This is a genomic window from Corynebacterium maris DSM 45190 (assembly GCF_000442645.1).
GTDB lineage: Bacteria > Actinomycetota > Actinomycetes > Mycobacteriales > Mycobacteriaceae > Corynebacterium > Corynebacterium maris.
Genome location: NC_021915.1, coordinates 2,393,466 through 2,419,338, shown reverse-complemented (window position 1 = coordinate 2,419,338; position 25,873 = coordinate 2,393,466). Strand labels below are relative to the sequence as shown.

Genomic DNA, 25,873 nt, shown 5'->3' with positions numbered 1-25,873 from the left:
GCTGGCCGGAAGATCACTGTGTCGACGGGGGAGAAGACGTCTCCGGGAAGCACACGCTGCCGCCCGTGTGCTTCGCGGCGGCCACCTCGTCGCGGGTGGCGCGCCGGGAGCGGGCGGCGCCGATGGCGCGGCAGATCAGGTAGATCGCGAACGACAGCGAGGTGACCATGACGCTGACCGGCAGGCCCGGGGCCAGGGACAGGATCAGCCCGCCGACGGCCGCGATTTCCGCGAAGAGCACGGCCCACAGCACCGCCCGCAACGGCGAGGAGGTGATCTGTACGGCCGCCGCGCCCGGGGTGATGAGCATGGCCATCACCAGCAGGGCGCCGACGATTTGGACGCCCTGGGCGCTGGCCAGGCCGACGAGCACCGCGAAAGCAATCGACAGCGTGCGCACCGGCAGCCCGGCGGCCTGCGCCATGACGGGGTCGGCGCTGGCGAACAGCAGCGGCCGCCACAACAGGACGACCGCGCCGACCACGACCACCGTCACGGCGGTCAGCAGCCACGTCGACGCCGCGGAGATGCCCACGACCTGGCCGGTGAGCAGGCTCATCGCGGTGGAGGAGTTGCCGGGGTACAGGTGCAGGAACAACACGGACAGGCCGAGCCCGAAGCTCATCACCACACCGATGGCGGAGTCCTGCTGCCCGCGCATGCCCAACAGGGCCAGGACGATGGCGGCGACGATGGCGCCGGCGACGGCGCCCAGGCCGACGTTGAGGCCGAAGAGCAGCGCCGCGGCCGCGCCCATCAGCGCCAGCTCGCTGGTGGCGTGCACGGAAAACGACATCTGGCGCAGCACGATCAGGGGGGTGATCACCCCGGACAGCAGCCCCAGCAGGGCAGAGGCCACGATGGCCTGCTGCACGAAGTCCGCGCTCAGCAGCGCGGCGGTGTCGGCGAAAAACGCGTCCATCTACAACACCACCAGCCGGTCGCCGAGGCGATGGACTTCCACGTGTGCGCCATAGAGCCGGGACAGCACCTCGGTGCGCATGACCTCGTCGACGGTGCCCAGAGTGTGGCCGTGCGGGGCGAGGTAGAGCAGCCGGTCCACCACGCCCATGACGGGGTTGACGCTGTGGGTGACGAACAGCACGGAGGTGCCGTGCTCGCGGCGGCGTTGGTCCAGCTTCGCCACGGTGTCCTGCTGCCGGGCGAGGTCCAGGCTGAGTAAGGGTTCGTCGGCCAGCAGCAGCTGCGGGTCGTTGGCCAATGCCTGGGCCTGGCGGATCAGTTGTTGTTGCCCGCCGGACAGGGTGCCCACCCGGCGGTCGGCGAGGCCCGTCGCCCCGACGGCCTCTAACAGGGCGTCGACTCGCTCACGGCGGGGGGAGCGGCGGCGCACGACGCCGTGGGACAGTGACAGGGACACGAGGTCGCGGGCCCGCATGGGTAAATCTTGCGGGAACATCCGCTGTTGCGGGATGAAGCCGACACGCGCGTTGACGTCCACTCTCCCCCCGGTGAGGCGCCGGGTGCCCAGGACGGTGCCCAGGAGGGTGGATTTTCCGACTCCGTTGGGGCCGAGGACGGCGATGAATTCGCCTGGTTCAATCGTGAGATTGAGCCCCGACCACAAGGGCTCGATGGCGGCGTCGGTGAAGCTGACCAGCATTCTCAACATCCTACTTTTGCGGCACGGATCATGCTCTCGGGAAGAGACGTCATGCGGCGACGGTTTCCAGCTCGTCGATGATCTGGTGGAAGTAGTCGAGGAAGTCGGTCCCCTCCGGCGGGGTTTCGCCGATCTCGACGACGGAGACGCCCGCGTCTTCGGCGGCGTCGCGGATGCGCTCGCTCATGTCGGTCTTGGTCTGCGGGTTGTGGATCAGCAGCTCCAGGTCGCCGGAGTCGATGAGCTCTAAAAACGCCGCGAGGTCGGCGGCGGCGGGTTCGGTGTGCCGCAGCGCCGCGGAGCGGTAGGACTCCGGGGTGACGTCTTTCATGCCGGAGTCCGCGACGAGGTAGTCGGCGATGGTTTCGGTCTGTGCCACGCGCAGGTCCGGCAGGGCGGCGACGCGCTCGGCGAGGGCGGCCATTTCGTCGATGACCGGCTGGGCGTCGACCTCGGCCTCCGGATCGAGCGCCGTGACGGCGGCGGCGAGGTCGGACGCGACGGCGGCGACGGCCTCGGTGTCGTACCAGATGTGTTCGTTGCTCTCGTGGTCATGGTCATGGTCATGCCCGTCGTCGTGGCTGTGGTCGTGCCCGGCCAGCGGCAGTGCGTGGATGACCTCGGGTCCGTCGCCGCCTTCCGTCAGGTCGCGGTAGAGCCAGGCGTCGTAACCGCCGCCGCCGACGACGACCAAGTCGGCCTCGGAGGCGCGCACCAGGTCGGCGGCGGCCGGTTCGAAGGAGTGGGGGTCGACGTTTCTGGCTTCCACGATCGGGTGGACGGCGGCGTCTTGGTCGGTGAGCACGGCGTCGGCGACGTCTCCCCAGATCGCCGTGGAGGTGACCACGCTGAGCCCGTCGTCCTCGGCGGCCTCCCCGGTGGTCGAACAGGCGGTGAGGGCGAGGGCGCAGACGGCGAGGGCGGCCGTGGCGGCACGGCTGGCGCGGCGGCGGGGGACTGGGTGCATGACCCCATCATTGTCCTTAATGAAAATGATTGTCAAGGTGAAAATCAATTGAAAACTCGCCGACTTGCCTGCCCCGGTAGATTCTTTAGACATGGCACCCAGGTCTTCGCGCGCACCCCGCAAGGGCACGTTGGCGTCGTTGGCGGCCGACCTCGGTGTGTCCCGCACCACCGTCTCCAACGCCTACAACCACCCAGATCAGCTCTCCACGGCGCTGCGCACCAAAATACTCGCCGCCGCCGAAGCCCGCGGTTACCCCGGCCCCGACCCCGCGGCCCGCTCCCTGCGCACCCGCCGCGTCGGCTCCATCGGCGTCCTGCTCACCGAGCAGCTGTCCTACGCCTTCGAGGACCACGCCTCCGTCGACTTCCTCGCCGGGCTCGCCGAATCCTCCTACGGCACCGAAAACTCACTCACCCTCGTGCCCGTCGGATCCGGCGACGACCTGGCCGCCGGCCCCGAATTGATCCACCGCGCCGTGGTCGACGGTTTCATCGTCTACTCCGTCGCCGCCGACGACCCCAACCTCGACGCCGTCCGCTCCCGCGGCGTCCCCATGGTCGTCTGCGACCAGCCCTACGACACCGATCTGCCGTACGTCGGCATCGACGACGCCGCCGCGATCACCCCCGCAGCCGAGGCACTCGTCCACGCCGGCCACCGTCGCATCGGCGTCCTGGCCAAACGCCTGACCCGCATACGCCACGACGGGCCCGTCGACGGCCACCTCCTCGACGACGCCACCCTGCACGTCCAACGCGGACGCATCACCGGCGCCCTCGACGTCTTCGCCGCCGCCGGCATCGACCCCGCCGGCGTGCCCGTCGTCGCCCGCCACCACAACGACCACGCCACCGCCGTCGACGCCGCCCGCGAACTGCTCACCGCCCACCCGGACCTGACCGCCGTGCTGTGCACCACCGACTCCATGGCCTTCGGTGTGTTGGCCTACGCCCGCAGCCAGGGCAAAAGCGTGCCGAGGGATCTCTCCGTCACCGGCTTCGACGGCGTCGAGCTCGCGCGCACCCGCGGCCTGACCACCGTCGCCCAACCCAACAAGGCCAAAGGCGCCGCCGCCGGCGCCATGCTCGGCGAACTCATCGACGCCCACGCCGCCGACCGGCCCATACCGTTAAAGACGCCGCGCAAGATCCTGCCCACCTCGTTCCTGCCCGGCGCCACCGTCGCCAACCCAGCCCCGGGGCGCGAGATTTAACGCAGCCCGAACTCCGGGTCGCGCCCGCTGAAGGCCATCAACTCATCGCCCGCCGACGCGCCCTCCGGGACCTCACGCGGCTCGGCGAACCGGCCGCCGTCCTGCAGCGCCTCGCCGAGCCCCTGCAGGCCCCGGAGCTGACGCCGCGCGAAATCCGGGTCCAGCCCCACTCTCATACCCTGCGAACGCGCCAGATCCCAGGTGTGCATGAACACGTCCGGAATGAAGTATCCGTTCGTCACCTGCTCCACCGTCTTTCCTTCGTCGGGGCCGGCGGCGTAGACGGCCTGCGCCCGCGCCGGATCCTCCAGCACCTCCTGCGCCGCCCGGGCCAACTCGTACCAGGCGCCCAGAGGGTCGGCCTGTGCGTCGACCGTCAGGTGCAGGTCGACTCCCGCCCGCGCCAGATTGTGTGGATACCAGTGAGTCAGGTGGGCGACGACGTCACGCGCGAGCCACTGCTCGCAGGGGGTCTGCGCCTCCCAATCGGTGACCTGGACCGCCACGGCGGTGAACCCGGCGGCCACGGCCTGACAACGCGCGGCGCGGTCTGAAGGAATGCCCGTGTGCGCGGCGCGGGCGGCGGCCAGCTGCGTCAACCACTCCGCCGCCGCGTCCCGGTCGGGCACCCGCACTGCGGCCAGGGTCTCCCCGTCACCGACCTTCACCCCCAGGTCGTCCGGGCCGAGGGCGGCGAACCCGTTTTCATCCGTGACGTCATCGCCGACGAACACCGTGCGCCCGGCCCCCACGTGCGCGCGCTCCGCCGCGATCCAGGTTCCCTTGGTCACCGTGGCCGCGGAGAACTCCACGATGTTCTTCCCGCCGGCCACGGTCGTGCCGTGCGCATAAACCAACCGCGCCTGCTCCAACAGCGCGGCGGCGGCCGCCGGGTCCCGGGCGGCCAATGGCGCCACGTGAAACACCGTCTGGAAAGGCTTGCGCTCCACATAGGCGGAGCCGTCGGAGCGGGTCAACGAGTCCAGTTCCGCGGCCACCGACTCCAGGGCCGCGGCCATCTCGTCGGTGAGGGTGACGCCGTGCTCGCCGGACTCCGCCCCGTGCGAACCCGCCAACACCACCGGCGCCCGCAACGGGCACACCCGCCGCAGATCCTCCCGCCCGCGGCCGGAGAGAATGGCCACCGTCGTGCCCGGCAGCCCGGCCAAACGGGCCAAGGCCCCCAGGCCCCCGCGGTGCACGGGCACCGCCGACGGGTCGGGGACGATGCCGGCCAAGGTGCCGTCGAAGTCGGAGACGACCAGCAAGGTTTCCGCCGTCGCCACATCATGCAGGCTGGGGTTCATGACCCCAACCTACCTACAGGGCCACCAAACGTATCGACGGCGGGTCGACCGCCTCCTCACGCGCCGTGAGCACCAGCTCCGTCGGGGTGGTCAGGGACATGTCGAACTCCGCGCCGGGGACGATCAGCTCGGTCAGGTGCCCGTGCGACCAGGCGTCGGAACCCGAGCACTCGCCGTCGACGGGGCCGAGGTCGACGATGTCGAAGGTCACGGCGTCGGCCTCGTCGACGGTGGCGGGCTCACCGTCCGCGCTATATTCCACCCGCGCCTGGATCGGCGCGCACCCGGTGGAGCCGGTGGCGCTGCCCGAGCCGAAGATCAGCCCCACGGAGCCCGCGGCACCCGGCGGGACCGACGACGGTTCGCCCGGGGCGGTGTAGATGTCGGTGACCTGCCACATCGGCCCGGCCACCGACACCGGTTCCGGAAGGGGTTCTTCCTGACCGCCGCCGCAGGCGCTCAGGGCCAGCGCGCAGGCGGACAGCAGGGCCGCCGCGGCCGGTATCGTCCGTGCCCTCATGCGCGCGACTCGTCCACGGAGGCGTCGTCAAGCGTGCCCAGGCAGCGCAGGAAGGAGCGCGCCCACAGGCGCACGTCATGGGTGGCGACCTGCTCGTGCATCGCGAGCATGCGCTCGTGCAGCGTCTGCGGATCGTGCTCGAGGCCGCGCACCGCGTTGACAACCGCGCGCTTGAGCGACTCCAGGTCAAAGGGGTTGCACAGGTGCGCCCGGTCCAGCTCTGCGGCGGCGCCCGCGAACTCGGAGAGCACCAGCGATCCGGAGCCGTCGCCGTGGCAGGCCACGTACTCCTTGGCCACCAGGTTCATCCCGTCCTTGAACGGGGTGACCAGCATGACGTCGGCGAGCGCGTAGTAGTGGTGCAGCGTCTGTTTCGGCAGCGAACGGTGCAGATAATGCACCACCGGTCGGCCGATGGCGGCGAAACGGCCGTTGATCCGGCCGACGGCCTCCTCCACCTGCGAACGGGCGTGCTGATAATGGGCGATGCGCTCGCGCGACGGCGTGGCCACCTGCACCAGCACGACCTCCGCCGGGTCCAGCGCGCCGGCTTCCAGCAGCTCCTCGAAAGCGAGCAGCCGCTGCAGAATGCCCTTGGTGTAGTCCAACCGGTCCACGCCCAGCAGCACGGTCTCCGGGTCGCCGATCTCGCCGCGCAGCTTATCGACGGTGGCCGGGTCACTCTCCCCCAACGAGTCCATGTCGATGGAGATCGGGAACGCCCCGACCCCGACGCTGCGACCGTCGGCGGCGGTGATGCGGGCGCCCACCCGGCGGGTCGCCGGGGTGCCTTCCACAATGAGGCTGTCGGGCTGCCCGATGTGCGATCCACCGGGGCCGGCCACCTTGCGCACCAAGTCCAGGAAATTAGCGACGTTCGACTCCAGGTGGAAGCCGATCAGGTCCGCGCCGAGCAACCCGCGCACCGTCTCCTCCCGCCACGGCAGCTGGCGGAACAAGTCGGCGCTGGGGAAGGGGATGTGCAGGAAAAATCCGATCGTCAGGTCAGGACGCGTCTGCCGCAGAATGCCCGGCACGAGCTGCAGTTGATAGTCCTGCACCCACACGGTCGCGCCTTCCGCGGCGACTTCCGCGACCGCGGCGGCGAAACGCTCGTTGACGTCGCGGTAGGCGTCCCACCACTCACGGTCGTACACCGGGGTGACGATCAAGTCGTGGTACAACGGCCACAGCGTGGCGTTGGAAAAACCCTCGTAGAACAGCTCGTAGTCCGTCGCGGTCAGCTCCACCGGGTGCAACAGGACGCCGGATTCCGTGCGAAAAGGTTCCGGGGCGGTGTCCGCCACCCCGGGCCAACCGACCCAGCAGCCCGAAAAACGCTCGAGCACCGGCGACAACGCGGCGACCAGCCCGCCGGGCGACGGCGTCCACGTGCGGGCGCCGTCAGCGTCCGTCGTCAGGTCGACCGGCAGCCGGTTGGCCACCACCACGAAATCGTTGTCACCGCTCAAAGCCACGCGCTTACGCTCCGCCGGTCGTCTTCTTCGTGGTTTTCTTCGTCGTCTTCTTGGCGGGCGTCTTCTTGGCGGCCTTCTTGGTCGTCTTCTTCGTCGTCTTTTTGGTGGTTTTCTTCGTGGTTTTCTTCGTCGTCTTCTTGGCGGGCGTCTTCTTGGCGGGCTCCTCCGGCTCCTCCGGCTGCAGCTCCTCCAGGACCTTCTTGTGGACCAGACCCTCGGGCTCCACCCCGAGCATCGACATCAACGTGACGCCGTCGAGGTAATCTTCCGCGAAGGTCGCGACGACGGCACGGGCGTTGCGTGCGGTCTCGGCCTCGATGGCCTCGATTTCCTCGGGGCTGGGGCGGGTGTCGTGTACCTTCGGTGGCACGTAATCCTCCTGTGGCGTGGCTGAACGGATGTAGGGGGCCGTCACGTGAGAAGGCCCCGGCAGGTTCTCCATTCTACGCTACGACCCCGGCTTCCGGCGCACCCGGCGTGGCGCCCGCCCGGGCCGCGGAAACGGCTGGAAAGCGTGCCGACGCGCCGCCTTGATCGCCGCGTACGGGCGGAACACCCGCGGGCGGCGAATCCGGCGGGCGATCCACTCGCCGAGCACCACGCCCGCCGCCAACGCCCCCGCCGTGGCCAGCGCCACGAAAAGATTGGTGAAGCCCACGAGCATCTGGTCCTGCACCAGCGCGTACATGCTGCGGTACAGCATGAGCCCCGGCAGCATCGGCGTGATGCCCGCAATCGTCGTGATCACCGGCGGGATCAGGAAGCGACGGGACAACAGGCCACCGGACAGACCGATGATGGTGGCCGTCAGCGCCGCCGCCGCCACCCCGCCCACGCCGAGAGGGATGAACACCAGGTAGTAGAAGGACATGCCGAACAGCGCGGCGAAGAACGCCACCACCACGGCGGAACGTTCGGCGAACATGGCGATGGCGAAGCCGGTGCAGATCAACCCCGCGCCCAGCAAGCGCACCAGCAAGGACGAGAAGTTCGGCGGCGCCTGCGTCTCCAGGGGAGGCAGGGCGAAGCCCAGCGTCTCCGCCAACTGAATGCCCATCGCGACGCCGGCGACGATGCCCGCTGTCATCAGGATCGTCTCGAAGAACCTGGCGGAGCCCGTCGCGGAGGCGCCCATGATGCCGTCCTGCAGCGATTGCGTCAGGCTCAGGCCGGCGACCAGCACCACGATCCCGGAAGCGATGATCTGGCTGGGGGAGACCGGCACGCCGAGATACCCCGCAAAGTTGTACAGCAACGCCGCGGGCACGGTGGCGATGACGCCGCCGATGATCTGCTGGAAAAACGCCGGCAGGCCGTTGCGCCCCAGATAGGTGTTCAAGGCGGTGATCACCGTGCCCATGATCGCGGCGATGACCACCGCCAACGCGTCGCCGCCGAGCGTCAGCGTCACCGCGCCGCCGAACAACCCCCACCCGAGCACGGCCATCTTCGCGCCGTAATTGGCGGGCTTGGCTTCCAGCTCGGTGAGGATCTTGGCGGCCACCTCCGGGGTGGTGGCGCCCGCCTGGATGGAACGGATCAACCGGTCGACCTCGGAGAGCTTGGAAAAATCCGTGTCCAGGCCGCGGATCACCCGGAAGATGACCAACGGCTGCCGACGCGGCGTGCCGATCGACGCGTGCATCGTGATCGTCGTCTTCGTCACGTCCACGTGCACGTAGTGCAGGCCCCAGGCATTCATCACCGCATGCAGCTGGGCCTTGGCGTCCCGGTTCGCGGTGCCCGAGGACAACAGGATGTCGCCGATGCGGGCGGCGATGTCCATCACGCCCGTGACCTGGCTGGAGTCCGTCAGATCGATCGGCGCCAGCGGCGACGGCGGCGGGGCGGCCTGTGCGGCGTCGATCGTGGCGATGCGGACGGTGTTGCGCCACCGGCCACGGATCTTGGCCAACAAGCTGGTCATCGCGAATCACACTCTCCCCACACTGCGCCCCTGGACGTCGGAGCTTGGCGCTCCCCACCGCTGAAGTTACCGGAGCCACGGTAGCGCCACGGTGACCAGGGCGCACACGGGTGAGAGATTTCAGACATAGTGGTATCCGTCATATCGTCGCTACAGGCGAATTCATGCATTTAGACTGGCGCCCGTCAGTCATCCGCCAACACACCGACAACACCAAAGGGGTACACAATGGCTACTATCCGCGCCGCAATCGTCGGCTACGGCAACCTGGGCAAGTCCGTCGAGAAGCTGCTGGCCAAGCAGCCCGACATGGAGCTCGCCGCCGTCTTCTCCCGCCGAGAGACCCTGGAGACAGACGCCCCGGTCCTGCCGGTCGACGACTTCGCCGAGCACACCGACAAGTTTGACGTCGCCCTGCTCTGCCTCGGCTCCGCCACTGACATCCCGGAACAGGCCGTCGGCTTCGCCCGCCACGCCAACACCGTCGACACCTACGACAACCACCGCGACGTGCCGCGTCACCGCGCCGACATGGACGCCGCCGCCAAGGAAGCCGGCACCGTCGCCATCGTCGCCACCGGCTGGGACCCAGGCATGTTCTCCCTCAACCGCACCATCGCCGACGCGCTGCTGCCGGGCAACGAACAGCACACCTTCTGGGGGCCGGGCCTGTCTCAGGGCCACTCCAACGCCGTGCGCCGCATCGACGGCGTGCAGAAGGCCGTCCAGTACACCCTGCCGGACGAGGACTCCCTCGAGCTGGCCCGCCAGCGCAAGGCCGGCGACCTGGACGGCAAGTCCGCCCACGTGCGCAAGTGTTTCATCGTCGCCGACGAAGCCGACCACGAGCGCATCGAGCACGAGATCCGCACCATGGAGGACTACTTCGTCGGCTACCAGGTCGAGGTCACCTTCGTCGACGAGGCCACCTTCGACGCCGAGCACACCGGCATGCCCCACGGCGGGCACGTGATCACCGCCGCGGACACCGGCGGCTTCAACCACACCATCGAGTACATCCTGAAGCTGGAGCGCAACCCGGACTTCACCGCCGCGTCCCAGATCGCCTACGCGCGTGCCGCCCACCGCCTGCGCGAACAAGGCGTCTCCGGCGCCTTCACCGTCCTCGAGGTCGCCCCGTACCTGCTGTCCCCGACGCCGCTCGACGAGCTCATCGCCCGCGACGTCTAAACCGCCCGGGCCGTGGTTTCCCCGGTCACATCAGCTCGGCTAAGATCAGGGAAGTGCACCTGTGGCTTTATGGTCGCGGGTCACGCTGGAGTGGCGCAATTGGCAGCGCAACGCACTTGTAATGCGTAGGTTGCGAGTTCAAGTCTCGTCTCCAGCTCAACGTAGGCAGAACGCAAGGGGCGCTTCCATTGTGGGGGCGCCCCTCGCACCTTTCGGGAACTGTGCTGCCGCCAGGGTTGTGTTCGCCCCGAAAGCCGCCTTTTCCTAGCCGATAAAAGAAGAACACTCGTAGGCTGGGGCGCATGAAGCGTCTCGTTCTGTTGCTGCCGGTGGTTGCGCTCGCCGGTTGCGGAAACTACCTCAACGTCGAGGCGCAGGGCATCTCCGGCATGTCCACGGACGGCGCCGGAAACATCACCGTCCACCTGTATGTGTGCGAGGGCAACGCGGTGGACCGGCTCGAATTGGTCGGAGGCTTTTACGACGGTCCGTCGGGGACGAACAACCCTCCGCTGGGGGCGTTGGAGCTGGCGGAACCCGCCTCCGGACACGTCGTCATTGACCTGGCTGATCCGGCTCCGTGGGAGATCGTGGAACCTCTCGCGTTGCCCCTGGACAAGGATAAATGGGTCATCGCCGGGCCACGCGTCGTGGACGGCGGCTCATCCATCCCGTTCACGGTCGAGAAATACATCTCTGGCGTGTCGCTGACCGTCGGAGAGATTGAATCGCTCGAACCCGACGTCGTCGTGCGCGACATGTTCGAGGCGCCCAACCAGGTGTACGGGCCGCCGGAGGAGTTCGCCGCGTACGGCGAGCGGTGGTGCGCAGACCGCGACCGGTGACCCCGGCGAGAAAAGCCTGCCGCTGGCTTGCCCTTGCCGCCGCGTCAACCGGCACACTGAACCACGTGACCGATTACAGCATTGGCGAGGCCGCCGAGATCCTCAACGTCACCACCCGCACCCTGCGTCATTGGGACCAGGTCGGGCTGCTCGTCCCGGGCTGGCGCACGTGGGCCGACCACCGGCTCTACACCGACGCCGACATGGAGCGGGCGCTGCAGATCCTCGTGTACCGGGAGGCCGGGTTGCGGCTGGGGGAGATCGGCGAGCTTATCGACGCCCCGGGCACCGCCGCCGAGAAGCTGCGGCGCCAGCGGGGCGTGCTCGTCGACAAGATCGGTCAACTGCACCGGATGATTCGGGCGGTCGATGAGCTTCTGCAGGAAGGAAAAGACATGGACATAAACGACAAAATCTCCCATTTCGAGGAGGCGCGGCGACGCTGGGGAGACACGCCCGAGTGGGCGCAGTCCCAGGAGGCGTCCGCGAACATGGGCGCCGACGAGGTGACGAAGGTGCGGCGCGGACAGGAGGAATTCGTGGACCGGCTCGTCGACGCCGCCGAAGGCGGGGTCGCCCCCGGTTCTGCGGAGGCCGCGGAGCTGGTCGCCGCGCACCGGGAAAGCATTTCGGGTTGGTACGAGGTGACGATGTCGCGACAGGTGATCCTGGCGCGGATGTATGTGGGCGACGAGCGTTTCGACGCCGCGTACCGCGAGCAGTCCCGTTATCTGCTTGCGCTTGTCGAGGGGCAGGCGCGGCGGGAGGGCGTAGATCTTGACGACGTGCAATGGGGGTGATCAAAGGGTCGGAAGTGGCAGATGGGGCGTAAGGTGCGAAAGAAGTGCCCCCATTACCTAAGGAAATAATATGAAAAGCCGTACAGGAAGCTTAGTGTCGCGTCTCGTCGCCGTGACGGGCAGTCTCGCCGTCGGCATGGGCCTGCTGGCCACCCCGGCGCTCGCGGCGGAGGGCCCCGACCTCGATGAGCCCTACAGCTGGGTGGAGGAGTTTGACTCGTGGGAGGCCCTCGACGGGTGGAACATCTTCAACCAGCCGGACTACAACAACGACGACGCGCTGTACACCAAAGACGCGCTCGAGGTGGTCGACGGACAGCTCGTCATCACCACGCGGCGCCACTGCGTCGACGAGGACATTGACCTGCACGATCGGAGCAATCACCACCTGCTCACGGACGACAACGCGTCCGTCGCCCCGTGCGCGGACGATGAATACGAAAAGTTCACCTCCGGCCGACTGCAGAGCCCCGACATCGCCCGCGGGGAGTTCGACGTTGCGGTGACCGCCAGCATTGAGACCGGCGATACCCGCGGCGTACGCAGCGCAATCTGGATGCAAAACGAGTCCGCCGCCTGCAGCGCGGACCCGACGCAGGCCTACGGCGAACTCGACCTGGTCGAGCACTTCTCCCACGAGGCCCGCTCCGTGTGGTCGCCGTCGAACACCCATCTCGGATGTCGGCCCTTGGGCCAGAACGGCACGAACAACGCTCCCCGTGAGCTGCGGGTGGGCCCGGAAATCACCGGGGAGACGCACACCTGGTCGGCGTCGACCACGCGGGATCAGGTGGCCTACTTCTTCGACGGCGAGCCCATCGATCGCGAGTCCTGGCGCCATGACACGGTGCTGGGCCACGCCCAGGTCGACGACTTCAACCTCGCGCAGTGGGACTACGACGAGATCCTCAACCAGAACTGGAAGCTGATTTTGAACCAGAAGGTGGAGAACGCGGAATGGACTAAGCCGGCCTCCCCGGACGAGGATTTCCCGGTCCGCACCATGACCGTCGACCGCGTTGAGGTGAACGGCACGCCCTTCACCGAGGTCGCTTCGGCGCCGAATCCTGGGGAACGTCTGTCATCTTTCTCCTCGTAGGGCGGTGACGGAAATTTTTCACAGCCTGCATTCAGTGACTGTGCAGTGGGGGTGCATGGCGAAGGGGTTGGATTGTTCGGGTCATCGAGGAAAGTAGTGGACAATGGAAGACATGAACGAACACACCACCCCGGTCAAAATTCTCGTCGTCGACGATGAACCCAATATCGTCGAGCTGCTCAACGTGAGCCTGAAATTCCAGGGTTTCGAGGTCGTCTCCGCCAACTCGGGGCAGGAGGCGATCACCCTCGCCCGCGAAGTCCGCCCCGACGCCTTCATCCTGGACGTCATGATGCCCGGGATGGACGGCTTCGAGCTGCTGAGCAAACTCCGCGACGAAGGCCTCGACGGTCCGGTGCTCTATCTCACCGCCAAGGACGCCGTCGAAGACCGCATCCACGGCCTGACCATCGGCGCCGACGACTACGTGACCAAACCCTTCTCCCTGGAGGAGGTCATCACCCGCCTGCGCGTCATCCTGCGCCGCGGCCGCGTCGCCGAGGACGAGGAGAAGGACGCCACCATCCGGTACGCGGACCTGACGCTCAACGACGACACCCACGAGGTCACCAAGTCCGGTGAGATCGTCGACCTGTCGCCGACCGAATTCAACCTGCTGCGCTACCTCATGCTCAACGCCGAGGTCGTGCTGTCCAAGGCGAAGATCCTGGACAACGTGTGGCACTACGACTTCGGCGGCGACGGCAACGTCGTCGAGTCCTACATCTCGTACCTGCGCCGCAAGGTCGACACCGGCGACGTGCCCCTGATTCACACCGTGCGCGGCGTCGGCTACGTGCTGCGCACCCCGCGTCAGTAGGTGCGCATGACGGTGCCGGAGGATCGTCGGGACGATCAATCCCACACCACCCGCGCGTTGTCGTTGCGGGTGTCGTTGGTGTTGATCATCGTGATCGTCTCCTCGATCGGGCTGTTCGGCAGCTCCATCGCGGTGCATTATTCGATGCGTTCCGTCCTGATCTCCCAGGCCGACGAGGAACTGGCGTCCGCCTTGACTGGCTGGACGCAGAACCCGGAGCTCTACAGCTCGGGGGCGGTGCACACCTCCCCGGATTTCTCGGTCCTGGTGTTGACCACCGACCGGGAGATGTACATGCTGCACAACGAGGAGCGCAGTCGACCGAACTTCAGCCAGGTGCAGGTCAACGGACCTCCCCGCACCATTGATTCGGTGCCGGAGGCGGAGACGAACACGCAGTGGCGGGCGGTCGGCAGCGTCAACTCCGGCAACATGATCTACATCGTCGCCAAGTCGCTGGACCCGATGAAGCGGGTCCTGGCGGGGTTGGACGCGGTGCTGATTTTCATCAACCTCATCGCCCTGGTGCTCATGGCCATCATCGGCGCCGTCTTCGTGCAGCGCGCCCTGGCCCCGTTGCGGGAGGTCAAGTCCACCGCCCGGGCCATCGCCGGCGGCGACCTCAGTCGCCGCGTGCCGTCCTGGTCGCCGAACACGGAGGTCGGCCAGTTGTCGTTGGCGCTGAACTCGATGCTGGGCAGGCTGCAGGAATCCCTGGAAACCGCCCAGCACTCGCTGACGGTGGCGCAGAGCAAGGAAGAGCAGATGCGACGCTTCGTCGGCGACGCCTCCCACGAGCTGCGTACCCCGCTGACCAGCGTGCGCGGTTACACGGAGTTGTACCGCTCGGGGGCGACCGACGACGTCGACCGGGTCCTGGACAAGATCGAGGAGGAGTCCGGCCGCATGAAGCTGCTGGTGGAGGACTTGCTCGCCCTGACCCGGGCGGAGGGGTCCCGGTTGAACCTGCGGACGGTGGATCTGCTGGAACTCGCGCTGTCCGCGGCGTCGACGGCGCGGGCGGCCTTCCCGGAGCGCTCCATCGAGGTCGTCAACGACACCTCGGAGGTGCCCGTGGTCAAGGGCGACCCGGACCGGTTGCATCAGGCGCTGCTCAACCTCATCACCAACGGGCTGCGCCACGGCGGCGAAGGCACGGCGGTCACGCTGCGGCTGCACCGCGACCCCGCCGAGGACGGTCACGTGCTCATCGACGTGATCGACGACGGGCAGGGGATGGCCGAGGACACCGCCGCGCATATCTTCGAGCGCTTCTACCGGGCGGACTCCTCCCGCTACCGCGGCTCCGGCGGCGGCTCGGGCCTGGGCTTAAGTATCGTGCGGTCGATCATCGGCCAGCACGACGGCGCGATCAAGGTCGCGTCGAAGGAAGGGGTGGGCACCACTTTCCGGATCACGTTGTCCCAGGCCGAGCAGGAACAGCCCGGGACCCCGGAGCCGGAGGAAGATCCGAAGCCCGGCAAGCCCAAGGGCAAGCTCTTCAACGGCAAGGCGAAGAATAAGGAGCCGAAAGGGTCGGAGACCCCGACCCGCGACGACGGCTAGGGGCGCCAGTCCAGCGCCTCGAGCACCGGCCCAGTGGCCTGGGGGAGATTCTCGTGGATCATCCCGTCGATGCGCACGAGCTCACCCAGCTGCGCGGAGCTGACCGGCACGACCCGGTCCGCGGAGGAGACGATGGACACCACGCGCGTGTCCGCGGGGACGGTGGCCTCCCACGGCTCGGGCCGCAGAATCTCGGCCACGCCCGGCCCGGCGATGATGCCGGCGGCGTGCAACAACCAGGGCCGCCCCTGATAGGGCACCCCGCGGAAGGCGGCGCCGAGGCCGACCAGCGTGCGCACGGTCCCGGGCGAATAATGGTGCGCCAGCCGCAGACCCAGATGCCCGCCGAGGGAATGGCCGACCACGTCGATGCGGCCGGTGGGGGAGGCATCGAGAAGCTCCTGCGTGGCGCTCACCAGCTGGGCGAAGGACTCGTCGACGCGGGCGGTGCCGCCGTCGCCGTAGGCGGGGGCGGCCACCGGGATCCCCTCCCGGATCAGCGCGGTCAGGGGCAGTTCGAAGTTATTCGGCGACGCCAAAAAGCCGTGTAGGAAGACGACCGGCGTGCCGGGCCCCGCCGCTATCTCCGTCAGGGAGGGCAGGGCGGGCAGCGTGCCCCGGTGCGGAAGCCAGGACAGCAGACCCACTCAGTTGGGGCGGCCGGAGTCGTCGCAGTCGAGGGCCTCGCGCAGCTTGGCGGCGGCCTCGTCCATCTTCGCCGGGTCGGTGGAGTCGGCGGGCATGGCCTTCGCCAGGCTGTAGCCGGACATGTCGTCGGCGGGGAAGAGGTGGATGTGCAGGTGCGGCACCTCGAAACCGGCGATGAGGTAACCCGCGCGCTGGGAGCCGAAGACGTCGATGATCGCACGCCCGATCTGCTGGGCGACCTCGTTCATCTGCGTCCAGATCACCGGGTCCAGGTCGGTCCACTTGTCCACCTCCTGCACCGGCACGACCAGAACGTGGCCGTATTCGACCGGCTCGATCGAGAGGAAGGCGACGACGTTGTCGTCGCGGTAGACAAAGCGGCCGGGCAGATCGCCCTCGATGATCTTCGTGAAGACGGTACTCATGCCCACTATCCTACCCCGCTGACGCCGCCCCTGGGGCGCTGCACGCTGAGGCGGGAGCGCCGCCCGCTACGATGAAGGCATGCGCATCCTCGTGATTGGTTCGGGCGGCCGTGAACACGCCCTGCTCACCGGCCTGGCCGCCGACGACACTGTCTCTGATCTGCACGTAGTCCCGGGCAACGCGGGAATGGAGACGGTGGCCACCGTCCACGCCGACGCCGGCGCGGTCGACGACGGCCCCGCCATGGTCGCCCTGGCGCAAGAGATCGCCGCCGACCTGGTGATCATCGGACCGGAAATCCCGCTGGTCGCCGGCGTGGCGGACGACCTGCGCGCGGCCGGAATCAAGGTCTTCGGCCCCGGCAAGGAGGCCGCCCAGCTGGAGGGCTCCAAGCAGTTCGCCAAGGACGTCATGGCCGCGGCCGGCGTGCGCACCGCCGCCGCCGAACAGCTCATGCCGGGCGCCACGGAAGAAGCCATCGACGCGGCGCTGGACAAGTTCGGCCCGCGCTGGGTGGTCAAGGACGACGGCCTGGCCGGCGGCAAGGGCGTGGTGGTCACCGAGGACCGGATGGCCGCCCGCCAGCACATCGACGCCGTGCACGCCGCGACGAACCCGGTGCTGCTCGAAGAATTCCTCGACGGCCCGGAGGTGTCCCTGTTCTGCCTCGTCGACGGCGAGACCGTCGTCCCGCTGCTGCCGGCCCAGGACCACAAGCGCGCCTTCGACGGCGACGAGGGCCCCAACACCGGCGGCATGGGCGCCTACACGCCGCTGCCGTGGCTGCCCGTGGACGGGGTGCAACGCATCGTCACGGAGGTGTGCGAACCCGTGGCCAAGGAAATGGTGCGCCGCGGCACCCCGTACTCGGGACTGATGTACGCGGGCCTGGCGTGGACGGTCAACGGCCCGGAGGTCATCGAGTTCAACGCCCGCTTCGGCGACCCGGAGACCCAGCCGGTGCTCGCGCTGCTGAAGACCCCGCTGGGCGGGGTGCTCGACGCGGTGGCCTCCGGCACCCTGGACCAGCTCGAGCCGCTGGAGTGGGAGGACGGCTACGCCCTGACCGTGGTGCTGGCCGCCGCCGGCTACCCCGCGGATCCGCAGACCGGCGTCGCCCTCGGCGGCGAAGGACTCGACGACCCGGCCGTCGTCCTGCACGCCGGAACCACGCGTGACGACGCCGGCGGGTACGTCTCCGCCGGCGGCCGCGTCCTCAACGTCCTCGGCGTCGGCCCGACCTTGGCCGAAGCCCGCCGGGAGGCCTACGCGCGCGTCGATAAGATCGACTTCGACGGAGCCCTGTACCGCACCGACATCGCCGGCCCGGCGACCGAAGGGCGCATCACCATCCCAGAACAGTAGGTCGTGACCTTAATGAACACCCCGGAACGCCCCCACCCCGCCCACCTCGTCGCAGCCAGAGGGGTGGTCGAACCGTTCCGGGTCATGAAGATGCTGGACCTGGTCGCCCGCCGCACCCAAGCCGGCCAGGACACCATCATGCTGTGCGCCGGACAGCCCGCCACCGGCGCGCCGAAAGTCGTCCTCGACGCCGCCGCCGACGCGCTCTACGCCTCCCCGCTGGGCTACACCGAAGTCGTCGGCGACCGGGCGCTGCGCGAAGCCATCGCCGCCTGGCACTCCGACACCTACGGCGTGACGACGTCCGCCGACCACGTCATCGTCACCACCGGCTCCTCCGGCGGCTTCGTCGCCGCCTTCACCGCCCTGCTCGAGGTCGGCGACACAGTCGCCCTGCCGCGGCCCGGCTACCCCGCCTACCGCAACATCCTCAAGGCCCTCGGCGCCGAGGTCGTCGACCTGGTGTGTGGCGCGGAGACGAACTTCCAGCCCACCGCCGCGATGCTCGACGCCCTGCCCGCCGAGGACAAACCCACCGCCGTGCTGATCACCAGCCCCGGCAACCCCACCGGCACCATCATCGACCCCGCGGAACTGGCGCGCATCGCCGCCTGGTGCGAAGACAACGGAGCCACGCTGATCTCCGACGAGGACTACCACGGGATGAGCTTCGGCCCGCCCACCGCGACCGCCCGGGAATTCTCGGATCGGGCCATCGTCGTGGGCACCTTGTCCAAATACTTCTCCATGACCGGCTGGCGCGTCGGCTGGCTCATCGTCCCCGAGGATCTCGTCGAAACCATCGAAAACCTCCAGGCCTCCGTCGCCTTATGCGCCCCCGCCATCTCCCAGGTCGCCGGACGCGCCGCCTTCACCGACGCCGCCCGCGCCGAACTCGACGGCCACATCGACGACTACCGTGACACCCGCGCCGCCCTGCTCGAAGAACTCGCCGCCCTGGGCCTGGACAACTACGCCGAACCCGACGGCGGGCTCTACCTGTGGGTCGACGTCTCCTCGCTGACCGACGACTCCGAAACTTGGGCACGCGAACTCGTCGACGAGATCGGCGTCGCCGTCGCCCCAGGCGTCGACTTCGACCCCGTCGACGGCGCCGGCTGGGTGCGGCTGTCGTTGTGCGGGCCCGCCGCCGACGCCCGCGAAGCCGGACGCCGCCTCCGCGAACACCTGGGCAGGTGACTGCCCCTTTCCCCAGGCGCGTGCCATAATCAGGGGCGTGGCTGAGAAAAAGAAGATCGTAAACGTCCTCGCGTCCCGATACGCGTCCCTCGAAATGGCCGACGTCTGGAGCCCCGAATCCAAGATCATCATGGAACGGGAACTCTGGATCGCGGTGATGAAAGCCCAGAAACAACTGGGCGTCGACATCCCCGACGCCGCGGTCGCGGCCTACGAGGCCGTCATCGACGACGTCGACGTCGACTCCATCACCGAGCGCGAAAAAATCACGCGCCACGACGTCAAGGCCCGCATCGAGGAATTCAACGCCCTCGCCGGACACGAGCACATCCACAAGGGCATGACCAGCCGCGACCTGACGGAAAACGTCGAGCAGCTGCAGATCCACCGCTCCCTGGAGCTGGTGCACGCCAAGGCCGTCGCCGTGCTCGCCCGCATCGGCGAGATCGCCGCCCGCTACCAATCCCAGGTCATGGCCGGGCGCTCCCACAACGTCGCCGCCCAAGCCACCACCCTGGGCAAGCGCTTCGCCTCCGCCGGCGACGAAATGCTCGTCGCCCTCGAACGCGTCGAAAACCTCCTCGGCCGCTACCCCCTGCGCGGCGTCAAGGGCCCCATGGGCACCTCCCAGGACATGCTCGACCTCCTCGGCGGCGACGAAAACAAACTCATCTCCCTCGAGCGCTCCATCGCCGATTTCCTGGGCTTCAACCGCCTCTTCGACTCCGTCGGCCAGATCTACCCCCGCTCCCTGGACTTCGACGCCGTCTCCGCGCTCGTCCAGCTCGGCGCCGGCCCCTCCTCGCTGGCCACCACCATCCGCCTGATGGCCGGCAACGAAACCGTCACCGAAGGCTTCAAAGAAGGCCAGGTCGGCTCCTCGGCGATGCCGCACAAGATGAACGCCCGCTCCTGCGAACGCGTCGGCGGCATGCAGGTCATCCTCCGCGGCCACCTCACCATGGTCGCCGACCTCGCCGGCCAGCAGTGGAACGAAGGTGACGTCTTCTGCTCCGTCGTCCGCCGCGTCGCCCTGCCCGACGCCTTCTTCACCCTCGACGGCATGTTCGAGACCTTCCTCACCGTCCTCGACGAATTCGGTGCCTTCCCCGCCATGATCGACCGCGAACTCGAACGCTACCTGCCGTTCCTGGCCACGACCCGCCTGCTCATGGCCGCCGTCCGCGCCGGCCAGGGCCGCGAAGAAGCCCACGAGATCATCAAGGAACATGCCGTCGCCGTCGCCCTGAACATGCGCGAGCACGGCGGCGGACAAGACCTCGTCGAGCGGTTGGCCGCCGACGCGCGCTTCCCCCTCGACCAAGCCCAGCTCGAGGCCGCGCTCGAGGACCGCCACGCCTTCATCGGCGCCGCCGAATCCCAGACCGGCCGGGTCATCACCCGCATCGAAGAACTCGCCGCCGAGCACCCGGAGGCCGCCGCCTACACCCCGGGCGACATCCTCTAGGCCCGCTCACCGACGGGGCGCATCGGCAGGCTAAAATGCTGCCCATGCGCCCCGAGCTGTCTGACTACACCCACCTGTCCGCGGGCAAAGTCCGCGAACTCTACGAGATCGACGACGACCACCTCCTGATGGTGGCGACCGACCGCATCTCCGCCTACGACCACGTCCTCGAACCCGCGATCCCCGACAAGGGGCGCGTGCTCACCGCCATGAGCGTCTTCTTCTTCGACGCCATCGACTTCCCCAACCACCTCGCCGGCCCCCTCGACGACGAACGCATCCCCGCCGAGGTCCTCGGCCGGGCACTGGTGGTCAAGCGGCTGAAGATGCTGCCCTTCGAAGCCGTCGCCCGCGGTTACCTCACCGGCTCCGGACTCGTCGAATACCGCGACACCGGCACCGTCTGCGGCATCCCGCTTCCCGACGGCCTCACCGAGGCCTCCCGCCTGGAGCCGCCCATCTTCACCCCCGCCACCAAGGCGGAACAGGGCGACCACGATGAAAACGTCAGCTTCGACGTCGTCGTCGAGAAGCTCGGCGCCGAGCGCGCCGAAGAACTGCGGGACGCGACCCTGTCGATCTACTCCCGTGCCGCCGCCCTGGCCGAAGAAAAGGGCATCATCCTCGCCGACACCAAATTCGAGTTCGGCCTCGACGCCGACGAGCGCCTCGTGCTCGCCGACGAAGTGCTCACCCCCGACTCCTCGCGCTACTGGCCCGCCGACTCCTACACCGTGGGCAAAGTCCAACCCAGCTACGACAAGCAGTACGTGCGCAACTGGCTCACCAGCGACGACTCCGGCTGGGACAAAGCCTCCGACGACACCCCGCCCGCCCTGCCGGCCGACGTCGTCGAGGCCACTCGCGAACGCTACATCGAGGCCTACGAGAAACTCTCCGGCCAGAAATTCAGCGATCACATCTAACCTCCTGTGGACAACCGCCCGGTGAGCTGAGTTATCCACAGCCCCGGGTGGTTCTGTCTTTGGCTGGGGAGCCCCGTCGATAGCGTGGCGGCCATGAACCTCATCGACATGCTGCGCGCCGTGCAGTCCCAGGGCATGGGACTGCTCGAAGCCGTGCACCGCATGCCGAAAACCGAGCTGACGGCCCTGGGGCTGGCCGGCTCCACCGCCGGTCGCTGGCTGCGGCTCGCCGACGTCTTCTTTGGCCCCACCCGCCGACGACGCGCCCAAGCCGACGCCGTCGCCGCCGCCCGCGTCCGCGAACTCAACCGCGCCGTCGACAACGCCGAAGCCCGCGCGCACGCCCGCCGCAGCCTCAAAGGCGGCAAAAACACCGACGCCCGTGGCTGCCGCACCTTCACCGTCACCGGCCCCGAACGCGTCATCGCCGCCACCCTCGCGGCGATCGAGAAGGCCGCCCGCCGACTCCGCAGGGACAACCCGCGCCTGAGTTACGAGCAGGCCATGTTCGACGCCCTGCTCGCCGGCCACGGCCAACCACAAGAAAAGCTCACCCCGCACGTCGTCATCGGCCTGCCCGACTGGGCCACACTCCTCCGCGACGACGGCGACGAAAGCGTCTTCGCGCTGACCGACGGCACCACCATCACCGGCGCCGAACTCGTCAGCCGACTCATGGACGACTTCCACCTCGTCGGCCTCTACGACCCCTGCACCGGGCCCATCAACCTCTATGGCTCCCGACGCCAATCCAACGCCAAACAATCCGCCCTCCTGGCCGCCGAAGCCATCCTCTGCGACTGGCCCGGCTGCACCACCGCCGCCGACCAAGCCCAAGACCACCACATCGCGGCCTGGCGCGCAGGCGGACACACCAACATCCGGAACCTGGCGAAACTCTGCCGCAAACACAACGGCGACAACGACGACGACCCCAACGCCCCGCCGCGTAACGGCCGCGTCGAACGCGAGGGCGGCGACGTCGTCCACCACGGCCCCGACGGGGTGACCAGACGCAACACCCACCCCATCAAGAACCTCTCCGCCAGAGCGCTGGCCGCCCGCCGGTAGCATGGCGCGCATGCCTGAACACACTCCTGCACAGCCCCCGATCGCGACCAAGAAGCCCGTCACCCGGAGTTTCCACGGTCGCGATTTCGTCGACGACTACGAATGGCTGCGCGACAAAGACTCACCCGAGACCATCGACTACCTCGAGGCGGAAAACGCCTACACCGAAGCACAGACCGCCCACTTGAAGGATCTCGCCGACAACATCTACAACGAGATCACCTCCCGGGTGAAACAGACCGACATGTCCATCCCGGTCCGGGCCGGCGACTGGTGGTACTACGGACGCACCGAAGAGGGCAAGAACTACGGCTACTCCTGCCGCCTGCCCGTCGAAGAGGGCTCCGACCCCTGGACGCCACCGACAATTCCCGAGGGAGGCGTGCCGGACGGCGAGCAGATTATCCTCGACCTCAACGAACTCGCCGAGGGGCACGAGTTCTTCTCTCTCGGCGCGTCGACGGTGACGGATTCGGGCCGCTATCTCGCGTACTCCATTGACACCGAAGGCGACGAGCGCTTCGATCTGTTCGTCAAGGACTTGGAGACCGGCGAGCTTCTCGACGACCGTCTCACCGGCGTCTTCTACGGCGCCACCTGGGTCGACGAGGACTACATCTTCTACCAGCGCGTCGACGAGGCCTGGCGCCCGGATTCGGTGTGGCGCCACAAGATCGGCGCCCCGGAGTCCGAGGACGTGTTGGTCTACCGGGAGGAGGACGAGCGGTTCACCGTCGGCGCGGGCGGCACCCGCAGCCGCAAGTACCTGATGATCGAGTCCGCGTCGAAGATCACCACCGAGACGTGGGTGCTGGACACCACGAACCCGGAAGGTGAGTTCACGGTGTTGTGGCCGAGGGAGCACGACGTCGAATATTCGGTGGATCACGCGGAGGTCGCCGGGCAGGATCGGTGGATCGTCACGCACAACGCGACGGGGAAGAACTTTGCGGTGGGGGAGACGGGCGTCGAGGAGCTTCCGCCCCTGCGCGAGCTCAACCCCCTGCTGCCGCACGACGAACAGGTGCGCGTCGAAGGGGTCGACACCTACCAGGGCCACATCGTCGCGGCTTATCGACGCGGCGCCATCGGCCGCCTCGCCATCATGCGCCTCGGCGCCGACGGGTACGGGTCCTTCGAGGAACTCGACTTCGACGAGGAGCTCTACACCGTCGGCGCCGGCGGTCAGCCCGAGTGGGACGCGCCGGTCATCCGCGTCAGCTACGTTTCCTTCACCCAGCCCACGCAGCTGTTTGATTACCGGGTGGCGACCGGCGAGCGCACCCTGCTCAAGGAGCAGGAGGTCCTCGGCGGTTATGACCGCAACGACTACACCGCCTACCGGTTGTGGACCACCGCGCAGGACGGCACCCGGATCCCTGTCTCGGTCGTCCACCGCGCTGACCTCGACACGTCCACCCCGCAGCCGACGCTGCTCTACGCCTACGGATCGTATGAGTCCTCGACGGACCCGGGCTTTTCGATCGCGCGGCTGTCACTGATGGACCGCGGCCTGATTTTTGCGGTGGCGCATGTGCGCGGCGGCGGGGAGATGGGCCGGCGCTGGTACGACGACGGCAAGATCCTCAAGAAGAAGAACACCTTCACCGACTTCATCGACGTGGCGGATGACCTCGTCGACAGGGGACTGACCTCCTACGACAAGATCGTCGCCGAGGGCGGGTCGGCGGGAGGCATGCTCGTGGGCGCGGTGGCGAACATGGCGCCGGAGAAGTTCGCCGGCATTCAGGCGATCGTGCCTTTCGTCGACTCGTTGACGTCGATGCTCATGCCGGAGCTGCCGTTGACGGTCACCGAATGGGACGAGTGGGGCAACCCTTACGAAGATCCGGAGGTCTACGATTACATGGCCTCCTACTCCGGTTACGAGAACGTCGCGGCCCAAAACTACCCGGACATCCTGGCGGTCACCAGCCTCAACGACACGCGCGTGTTGTACGTGGAGCCGGCGAAGTGGATCGCGGCGCTGCGGGACAAAGCCACGGGTGGGCAGTTCCTGCTCAAGACGGAGATGTCGGCCGGCCACGGCGGGGTGTCGGGCCGGTACAGCAAGTGGCGTCAGACGGCGTTCGAGTACGCGTGGACCGTCGATAAGGCGACGGGCGGCGCCGTCACCCGATAGTCGGGCGGGAGGCCGGGTTTCGTGGGATAATCGCCTGCATGTCTGGCCATCTGCTTGTCTCGATTTCGAGCATTTTCGCGGAGACTCGGCCGGGGGTGCAGAAACTGGTGCGCACCCTCGACGCCGAGGGCATTCCCGTGTCGTTGTTGGTGGCCCCGCGCATCGACAGTGATTGGCGCCTGTCGAAGGACCCGGAGACGCTCGAGTGGTTGCTCGGCCAGAAGGAGGAAGGCCGGGCGATCATCCTCAACGGTTTCGACCAAGCCGTGCAAGGTCGTCGGGCGGAGTTCGCGAACTTGGGCGAGCATGAGGCGCGGTTGCGGTTGCAGGGGGCGACGAGGCAGATGACGCGGGTCGGCTTTGACCCGGACGTCTTCGCCCCGCCGCGGTGGCGGTTGTCGCCGGGGACGTTGGCGGTGTTGCCCGAATTCGGGTTTACTGTGGCGTGTTCGACGCGCGGGGTCCATAAGCTTGTCGACGGTTCGTTTCTCCAGGCCCGCAACCTCTCCGTCGGCGAGGGGTTCGGCTCGGCGAAATGGTGGCGCACCTCGCTGATCAAGGCGGCGGACCGGGGAGCGTCGAAAGGCAACACCGTCCGACTGTCGATCTCCGGCCGCAACATCGTCGACGGCAAGACGGTCCGCGACTTTCTGCGGGCGGCGACGATGGCCCGGGAACGTGGATCTACACCTTCTGACTACAGACTCTTCGTTTCCGCGTAACCTGTCGGTATGACAACTCTTCGTGACATCCCTGTGACCCTTAATAACGGCACCTCCACCACCCTCGACGAGATCGCGCCGGGCAAGCTCGTGCTGCTGGTCAACACCGCCTCAAAATGTGGCTACACCTCCCAGTACAGCGGGCTTCAGTGGCTGCAGGACGCCTATGGCGAGCGTGGCTTCACCGTCGTCGGGGCCCCGTGCAACCAGTTCAAGGGGCAGGAGCCCGGTTCCGACGAGGACATCGCGGAGTTCTGCTCCCTCAACTTCGGCGTGGACTTCCCGCTGCTGGCGAAGCTCGAGGTCAACGGCGAGGGAACGCACCCGCTGTATGAAGAGCTGAAGGCCGCCGAGGACGCTGAGGGGCAGGCGGGGGACGTGGCGTGGAACTTCGAGAAGTTCCTCATCGACGTCGACGGCGCCGTGGTCGGCCGAGTGCGCCCAGTTGTCGAGCCGCAGGACGCGTCCGTGGTCGAGTGCATCGAGGAGAACCTGCCGGCTTAAGCGGGCCACGACGGAAAACACCTCCGCCCTCCCCGGTAAA

25 protein-coding genes and 1 tRNA gene are annotated in these 25,873 nt (G+C 67.9%); 16 read left to right on the top strand and 10 right to left on the bottom strand.

All coding sequences use genetic code 11. The annotated features are described in order from the left end of the window. Positions 1–13: 13 nt before the first annotated feature. The 3 genes from B841_RS11285 to B841_RS11275 are packed head-to-tail and all read right to left on the bottom strand — an operon-like array spanning position 14 to position 2,591. A complete protein-coding gene (locus B841_RS11285; protein ID WP_020935621.1) occupies positions 14–922 on the bottom strand; it encodes a metal ABC transporter permease in 909 nt (302 codons plus the stop codon). Then, entirely contained in the window at positions 923–1,624 is a 702-nt protein-coding gene (locus B841_RS11280; protein WP_020935620.1) for a metal ABC transporter ATP-binding protein, read from the bottom strand. Positions 1,625–1,673: 49 nt separating this feature from the next. Then, positions 1,674–2,591, bottom strand: coding sequence for a metal ABC transporter solute-binding protein, Zn/Mn family (locus tag B841_RS11275; RefSeq protein ID WP_020935619.1), 918 nt, complete (start codon positions 2,589–2,591; stop codon positions 1,674–1,676). 91 nt (positions 2,592–2,682) lie between these two features. On the opposite strand from B841_RS11275, the gene B841_RS11270 reads away from it, so the two are divergent. Beyond that, positions 2,683–3,807, top strand: a complete 1,125-nt coding sequence (locus B841_RS11270) for a LacI family DNA-binding transcriptional regulator (protein WP_041631886.1) — start codon at positions 2,683–2,685, stop codon at positions 3,805–3,807. On the opposite strand, the gene otsB is transcribed toward B841_RS11270, so the two are convergent. The 5 genes from otsB to thrE form a co-directional block, all read right to left on the bottom strand. After that, positions 3,804–5,114 (bottom strand): trehalose-phosphatase, encoded by a 1,311-nt coding sequence (gene otsB / locus B841_RS13920; protein WP_020935617.1) that lies wholly within the window; start codon positions 5,112–5,114, stop codon positions 3,804–3,806. The genes B841_RS11270 and otsB overlap by 4 nt on opposite strands. Before the next feature lie 13 nt (positions 5,115–5,127). After that, entirely contained in the window at positions 5,128–5,634 is a 507-nt protein-coding gene (locus B841_RS11260; RefSeq protein ID WP_020935616.1) for a hypothetical protein, read from the bottom strand. Then, positions 5,631–7,106 (bottom strand): alpha,alpha-trehalose-phosphate synthase (UDP-forming), encoded by a 1,476-nt coding sequence (locus B841_RS11255; protein WP_041632351.1) that lies wholly within the window; start codon positions 7,104–7,106, stop codon positions 5,631–5,633. Before B841_RS11255 ends, B841_RS11260 begins: the two co-directional genes overlap by 4 nt. Positions 7,107–7,116: 10 nt before the next feature. Next, the gene (locus B841_RS11250; RefSeq protein WP_041632350.1) at positions 7,117–7,482 is read right to left on the bottom strand and encodes a hypothetical protein; all 366 of its coding nucleotides are present in this window, start codon (positions 7,480–7,482) and stop codon (positions 7,117–7,119) included. Between the two features lie 78 nt (positions 7,483–7,560). Beyond that, positions 7,561–9,039, bottom strand: a complete 1,479-nt coding sequence (thrE, locus tag B841_RS11245; RefSeq protein ID WP_020935613.1) for a threonine/serine exporter ThrE — start codon at positions 9,037–9,039, stop codon at positions 7,561–7,563. Positions 9,040–9,267: 228 nt separating this feature from the next. Here thrE and B841_RS11240 point away from each other — a divergent pair, with 228 nt between their 5' ends. From B841_RS11240 to B841_RS11210, 7 genes are all read left to right on the top strand, one after another. Further along, a complete protein-coding gene (locus tag B841_RS11240; RefSeq protein ID WP_020935612.1) occupies positions 9,268–10,230 on the top strand; it encodes a diaminopimelate dehydrogenase in 963 nt (320 codons plus the stop codon). Between the two features lie 84 nt (positions 10,231–10,314). After that, positions 10,315–10,387 (top strand) — tRNA-Thr (locus B841_RS11235). 145 nt (positions 10,388–10,532) lie between these two features. Then, positions 10,533–11,075 carry a hypothetical protein gene (locus B841_RS11230; protein ID WP_020935611.1) on the top strand — a complete coding sequence of 181 codons (543 nt, stop codon included), beginning with the start codon at positions 10,533–10,535 and terminating at the stop codon, positions 11,073–11,075. A gap of 65 nt (positions 11,076–11,140) precedes the next feature. Further along, positions 11,141–11,875, top strand: coding sequence for a MerR family transcriptional regulator (locus B841_RS11225; protein ID WP_020935610.1), 735 nt, complete (start codon positions 11,141–11,143; stop codon positions 11,873–11,875). Between the two features lie 94 nt (positions 11,876–11,969). Beyond that, a complete protein-coding gene (locus tag B841_RS11220; RefSeq protein ID WP_020935609.1) occupies positions 11,970–12,974 on the top strand; it encodes a glycoside hydrolase family 16 protein in 1,005 nt (334 codons plus the stop codon). A 103-nt stretch (positions 12,975–13,077) separates the two neighbouring features. After that, positions 13,078–13,794 carry a response regulator transcription factor gene (locus B841_RS11215; RefSeq protein WP_020935608.1) on the top strand — a complete coding sequence of 239 codons (717 nt, stop codon included), beginning with the start codon at positions 13,078–13,080 and terminating at the stop codon, positions 13,792–13,794. A 6-nt stretch (positions 13,795–13,800) separates the two neighbouring features. Continuing rightward, positions 13,801–15,360 (top strand): sensor histidine kinase, encoded by a 1,560-nt coding sequence (locus B841_RS11210; protein ID WP_020935607.1) that lies wholly within the window; start codon positions 13,801–13,803, stop codon positions 15,358–15,360. Here B841_RS11210 and B841_RS11205 read toward each other — a convergent pair. Further along, the gene (locus B841_RS11205) at positions 15,357–16,007 is read right to left on the bottom strand and encodes an alpha/beta fold hydrolase (protein WP_020935606.1); all 651 of its coding nucleotides are present in this window, start codon (positions 16,005–16,007) and stop codon (positions 15,357–15,359) included. The genes B841_RS11210 and B841_RS11205 overlap by 4 nt on opposite strands. Then, positions 16,008–16,433: an HIT family protein gene (locus B841_RS11200; protein WP_020935605.1), complete on the bottom strand. Its 426-nt coding sequence runs from the start codon at positions 16,431–16,433 to the stop codon at positions 16,008–16,010. It abuts the gene before it with no gap. Between the two features lie 79 nt (positions 16,434–16,512). Here B841_RS11200 and purD point away from each other — a divergent pair, with 79 nt between their 5' ends. The 8 genes from purD to B841_RS11160 all read left to right on the top strand — a co-directional run bounded on the left by purD (position 16,513) and on the right by B841_RS11160 (position 25,833). Then, a complete protein-coding gene (gene purD / locus B841_RS11195) occupies positions 16,513–17,799 on the top strand; it encodes a phosphoribosylamine--glycine ligase (protein WP_020935604.1) in 1,287 nt (428 codons plus the stop codon). A gap of 84 nt (positions 17,800–17,883) precedes the next feature. Beyond that, complete coding sequence (locus tag B841_RS11190) at positions 17,884–18,999, top strand: pyridoxal phosphate-dependent aminotransferase (RefSeq protein ID WP_041632347.1); 1,116 nt, start codon at positions 17,884–17,886, stop codon at positions 18,997–18,999. Positions 19,000–19,036: 37 nt separating this feature from the next. Beyond that, positions 19,037–20,467, top strand: a complete 1,431-nt coding sequence (purB, locus tag B841_RS11185) for an adenylosuccinate lyase (protein WP_020935602.1) — start codon at positions 19,037–19,039, stop codon at positions 20,465–20,467. 44 nt (positions 20,468–20,511) lie between these two features. Then, the gene (locus B841_RS11180) at positions 20,512–21,393 is read left to right on the top strand and encodes a phosphoribosylaminoimidazolesuccinocarboxamide synthase (RefSeq protein ID WP_020935601.1); all 882 of its coding nucleotides are present in this window, start codon (positions 20,512–20,514) and stop codon (positions 21,391–21,393) included. A gap of 93 nt (positions 21,394–21,486) precedes the next feature. Next, on the top strand, positions 21,487–22,464 hold the full coding sequence (locus B841_RS13455) for an HNH endonuclease signature motif containing protein (RefSeq protein WP_052337767.1): 978 nt from the start codon (positions 21,487–21,489) through the stop codon (positions 22,462–22,464). 1 nt (position 22,465) lies between these two features. Next, complete coding sequence (locus B841_RS11170) at positions 22,466–24,607, top strand: S9 family peptidase (protein ID WP_084482041.1); 2,142 nt, start codon at positions 22,466–22,468, stop codon at positions 24,605–24,607. A 38-nt stretch (positions 24,608–24,645) separates the two neighbouring features. Further along, positions 24,646–25,329 (top strand): DUF2334 domain-containing protein, encoded by a 684-nt coding sequence (locus B841_RS11165; protein ID WP_020935598.1) that lies wholly within the window; start codon positions 24,646–24,648, stop codon positions 25,327–25,329. Between the two features lie 9 nt (positions 25,330–25,338). Beyond that, the gene (locus B841_RS11160; protein WP_041631885.1) at positions 25,339–25,833 is read left to right on the top strand and encodes a glutathione peroxidase; all 495 of its coding nucleotides are present in this window, start codon (positions 25,339–25,341) and stop codon (positions 25,831–25,833) included. Positions 25,834–25,873 lie beyond the last annotated feature (40 nt).

Coding starts and splice junctions, on each gene's coding strand:
- thrE (WP_020935613.1), bottom strand. CDS start 9,039: ATGACCAGCTTGTTGGCCAAGATCCGTGGCCGGTGGCGCAACACCGTC.
- B841_RS11270 (WP_041631886.1), top strand. CDS start 2,683: ATGGCACCCAGGTCTTCGCGCGCACCCCGCAAGGGCACGTTGGCGTCG.
- B841_RS11190 (WP_041632347.1), top strand. CDS start 17,884: ATGAAGATGCTGGACCTGGTCGCCCGCCGCACCCAAGCCGGCCAGGAC.
- B841_RS11165 (WP_020935598.1), top strand. CDS start 24,646: ATGTCTGGCCATCTGCTTGTCTCGATTTCGAGCATTTTCGCGGAGACT.
- B841_RS13455 (WP_052337767.1), top strand. CDS start 21,487: ATGAACCTCATCGACATGCTGCGCGCCGTGCAGTCCCAGGGCATGGGA.
- B841_RS11160 (WP_041631885.1), top strand. CDS start 25,339: ATGACAACTCTTCGTGACATCCCTGTGACCCTTAATAACGGCACCTCC.
- B841_RS11240 (WP_020935612.1), top strand. CDS start 9,268: ATGGCTACTATCCGCGCCGCAATCGTCGGCTACGGCAACCTGGGCAAG.
- otsB (WP_020935617.1), bottom strand. CDS start 5,114: ATGAACCCCAGCCTGCATGATGTGGCGACGGCGGAAACCTTGCTGGTC.
- B841_RS11170 (WP_084482041.1), top strand. CDS start 22,466: ATGGCGCGCATGCCTGAACACACTCCTGCACAGCCCCCGATCGCGACC.
- B841_RS11260 (WP_020935616.1), bottom strand. CDS start 5,634: ATGAGGGCACGGACGATACCGGCCGCGGCGGCCCTGCTGTCCGCCTGC.
- B841_RS11180 (WP_020935601.1), top strand. CDS start 20,512: ATGCGCCCCGAGCTGTCTGACTACACCCACCTGTCCGCGGGCAAAGTC.
- B841_RS11285 (WP_020935621.1), bottom strand. CDS start 922: ATGGACGCGTTTTTCGCCGACACCGCCGCGCTGCTGAGCGCGGACTTC.
- B841_RS11200 (WP_020935605.1), bottom strand. CDS start 16,433: ATGAGTACCGTCTTCACGAAGATCATCGAGGGCGATCTGCCCGGCCGC.
- B841_RS11230 (WP_020935611.1), top strand. CDS start 10,533: ATGAAGCGTCTCGTTCTGTTGCTGCCGGTGGTTGCGCTCGCCGGTTGC.
- B841_RS11210 (WP_020935607.1), top strand. CDS start 13,801: ATGACGGTGCCGGAGGATCGTCGGGACGATCAATCCCACACCACCCGC.
- B841_RS11215 (WP_020935608.1), top strand. CDS start 13,078: ATGGAAGACATGAACGAACACACCACCCCGGTCAAAATTCTCGTCGTC.
- B841_RS11275 (WP_020935619.1), bottom strand. CDS start 2,591: ATGCACCCAGTCCCCCGCCGCCGCGCCAGCCGTGCCGCCACGGCCGCC.
- B841_RS11280 (WP_020935620.1), bottom strand. CDS start 1,624: ATGCTGGTCAGCTTCACCGACGCCGCCATCGAGCCCTTGTGGTCGGGG.
- purD (WP_020935604.1), top strand. CDS start 16,513: ATGCGCATCCTCGTGATTGGTTCGGGCGGCCGTGAACACGCCCTGCTC.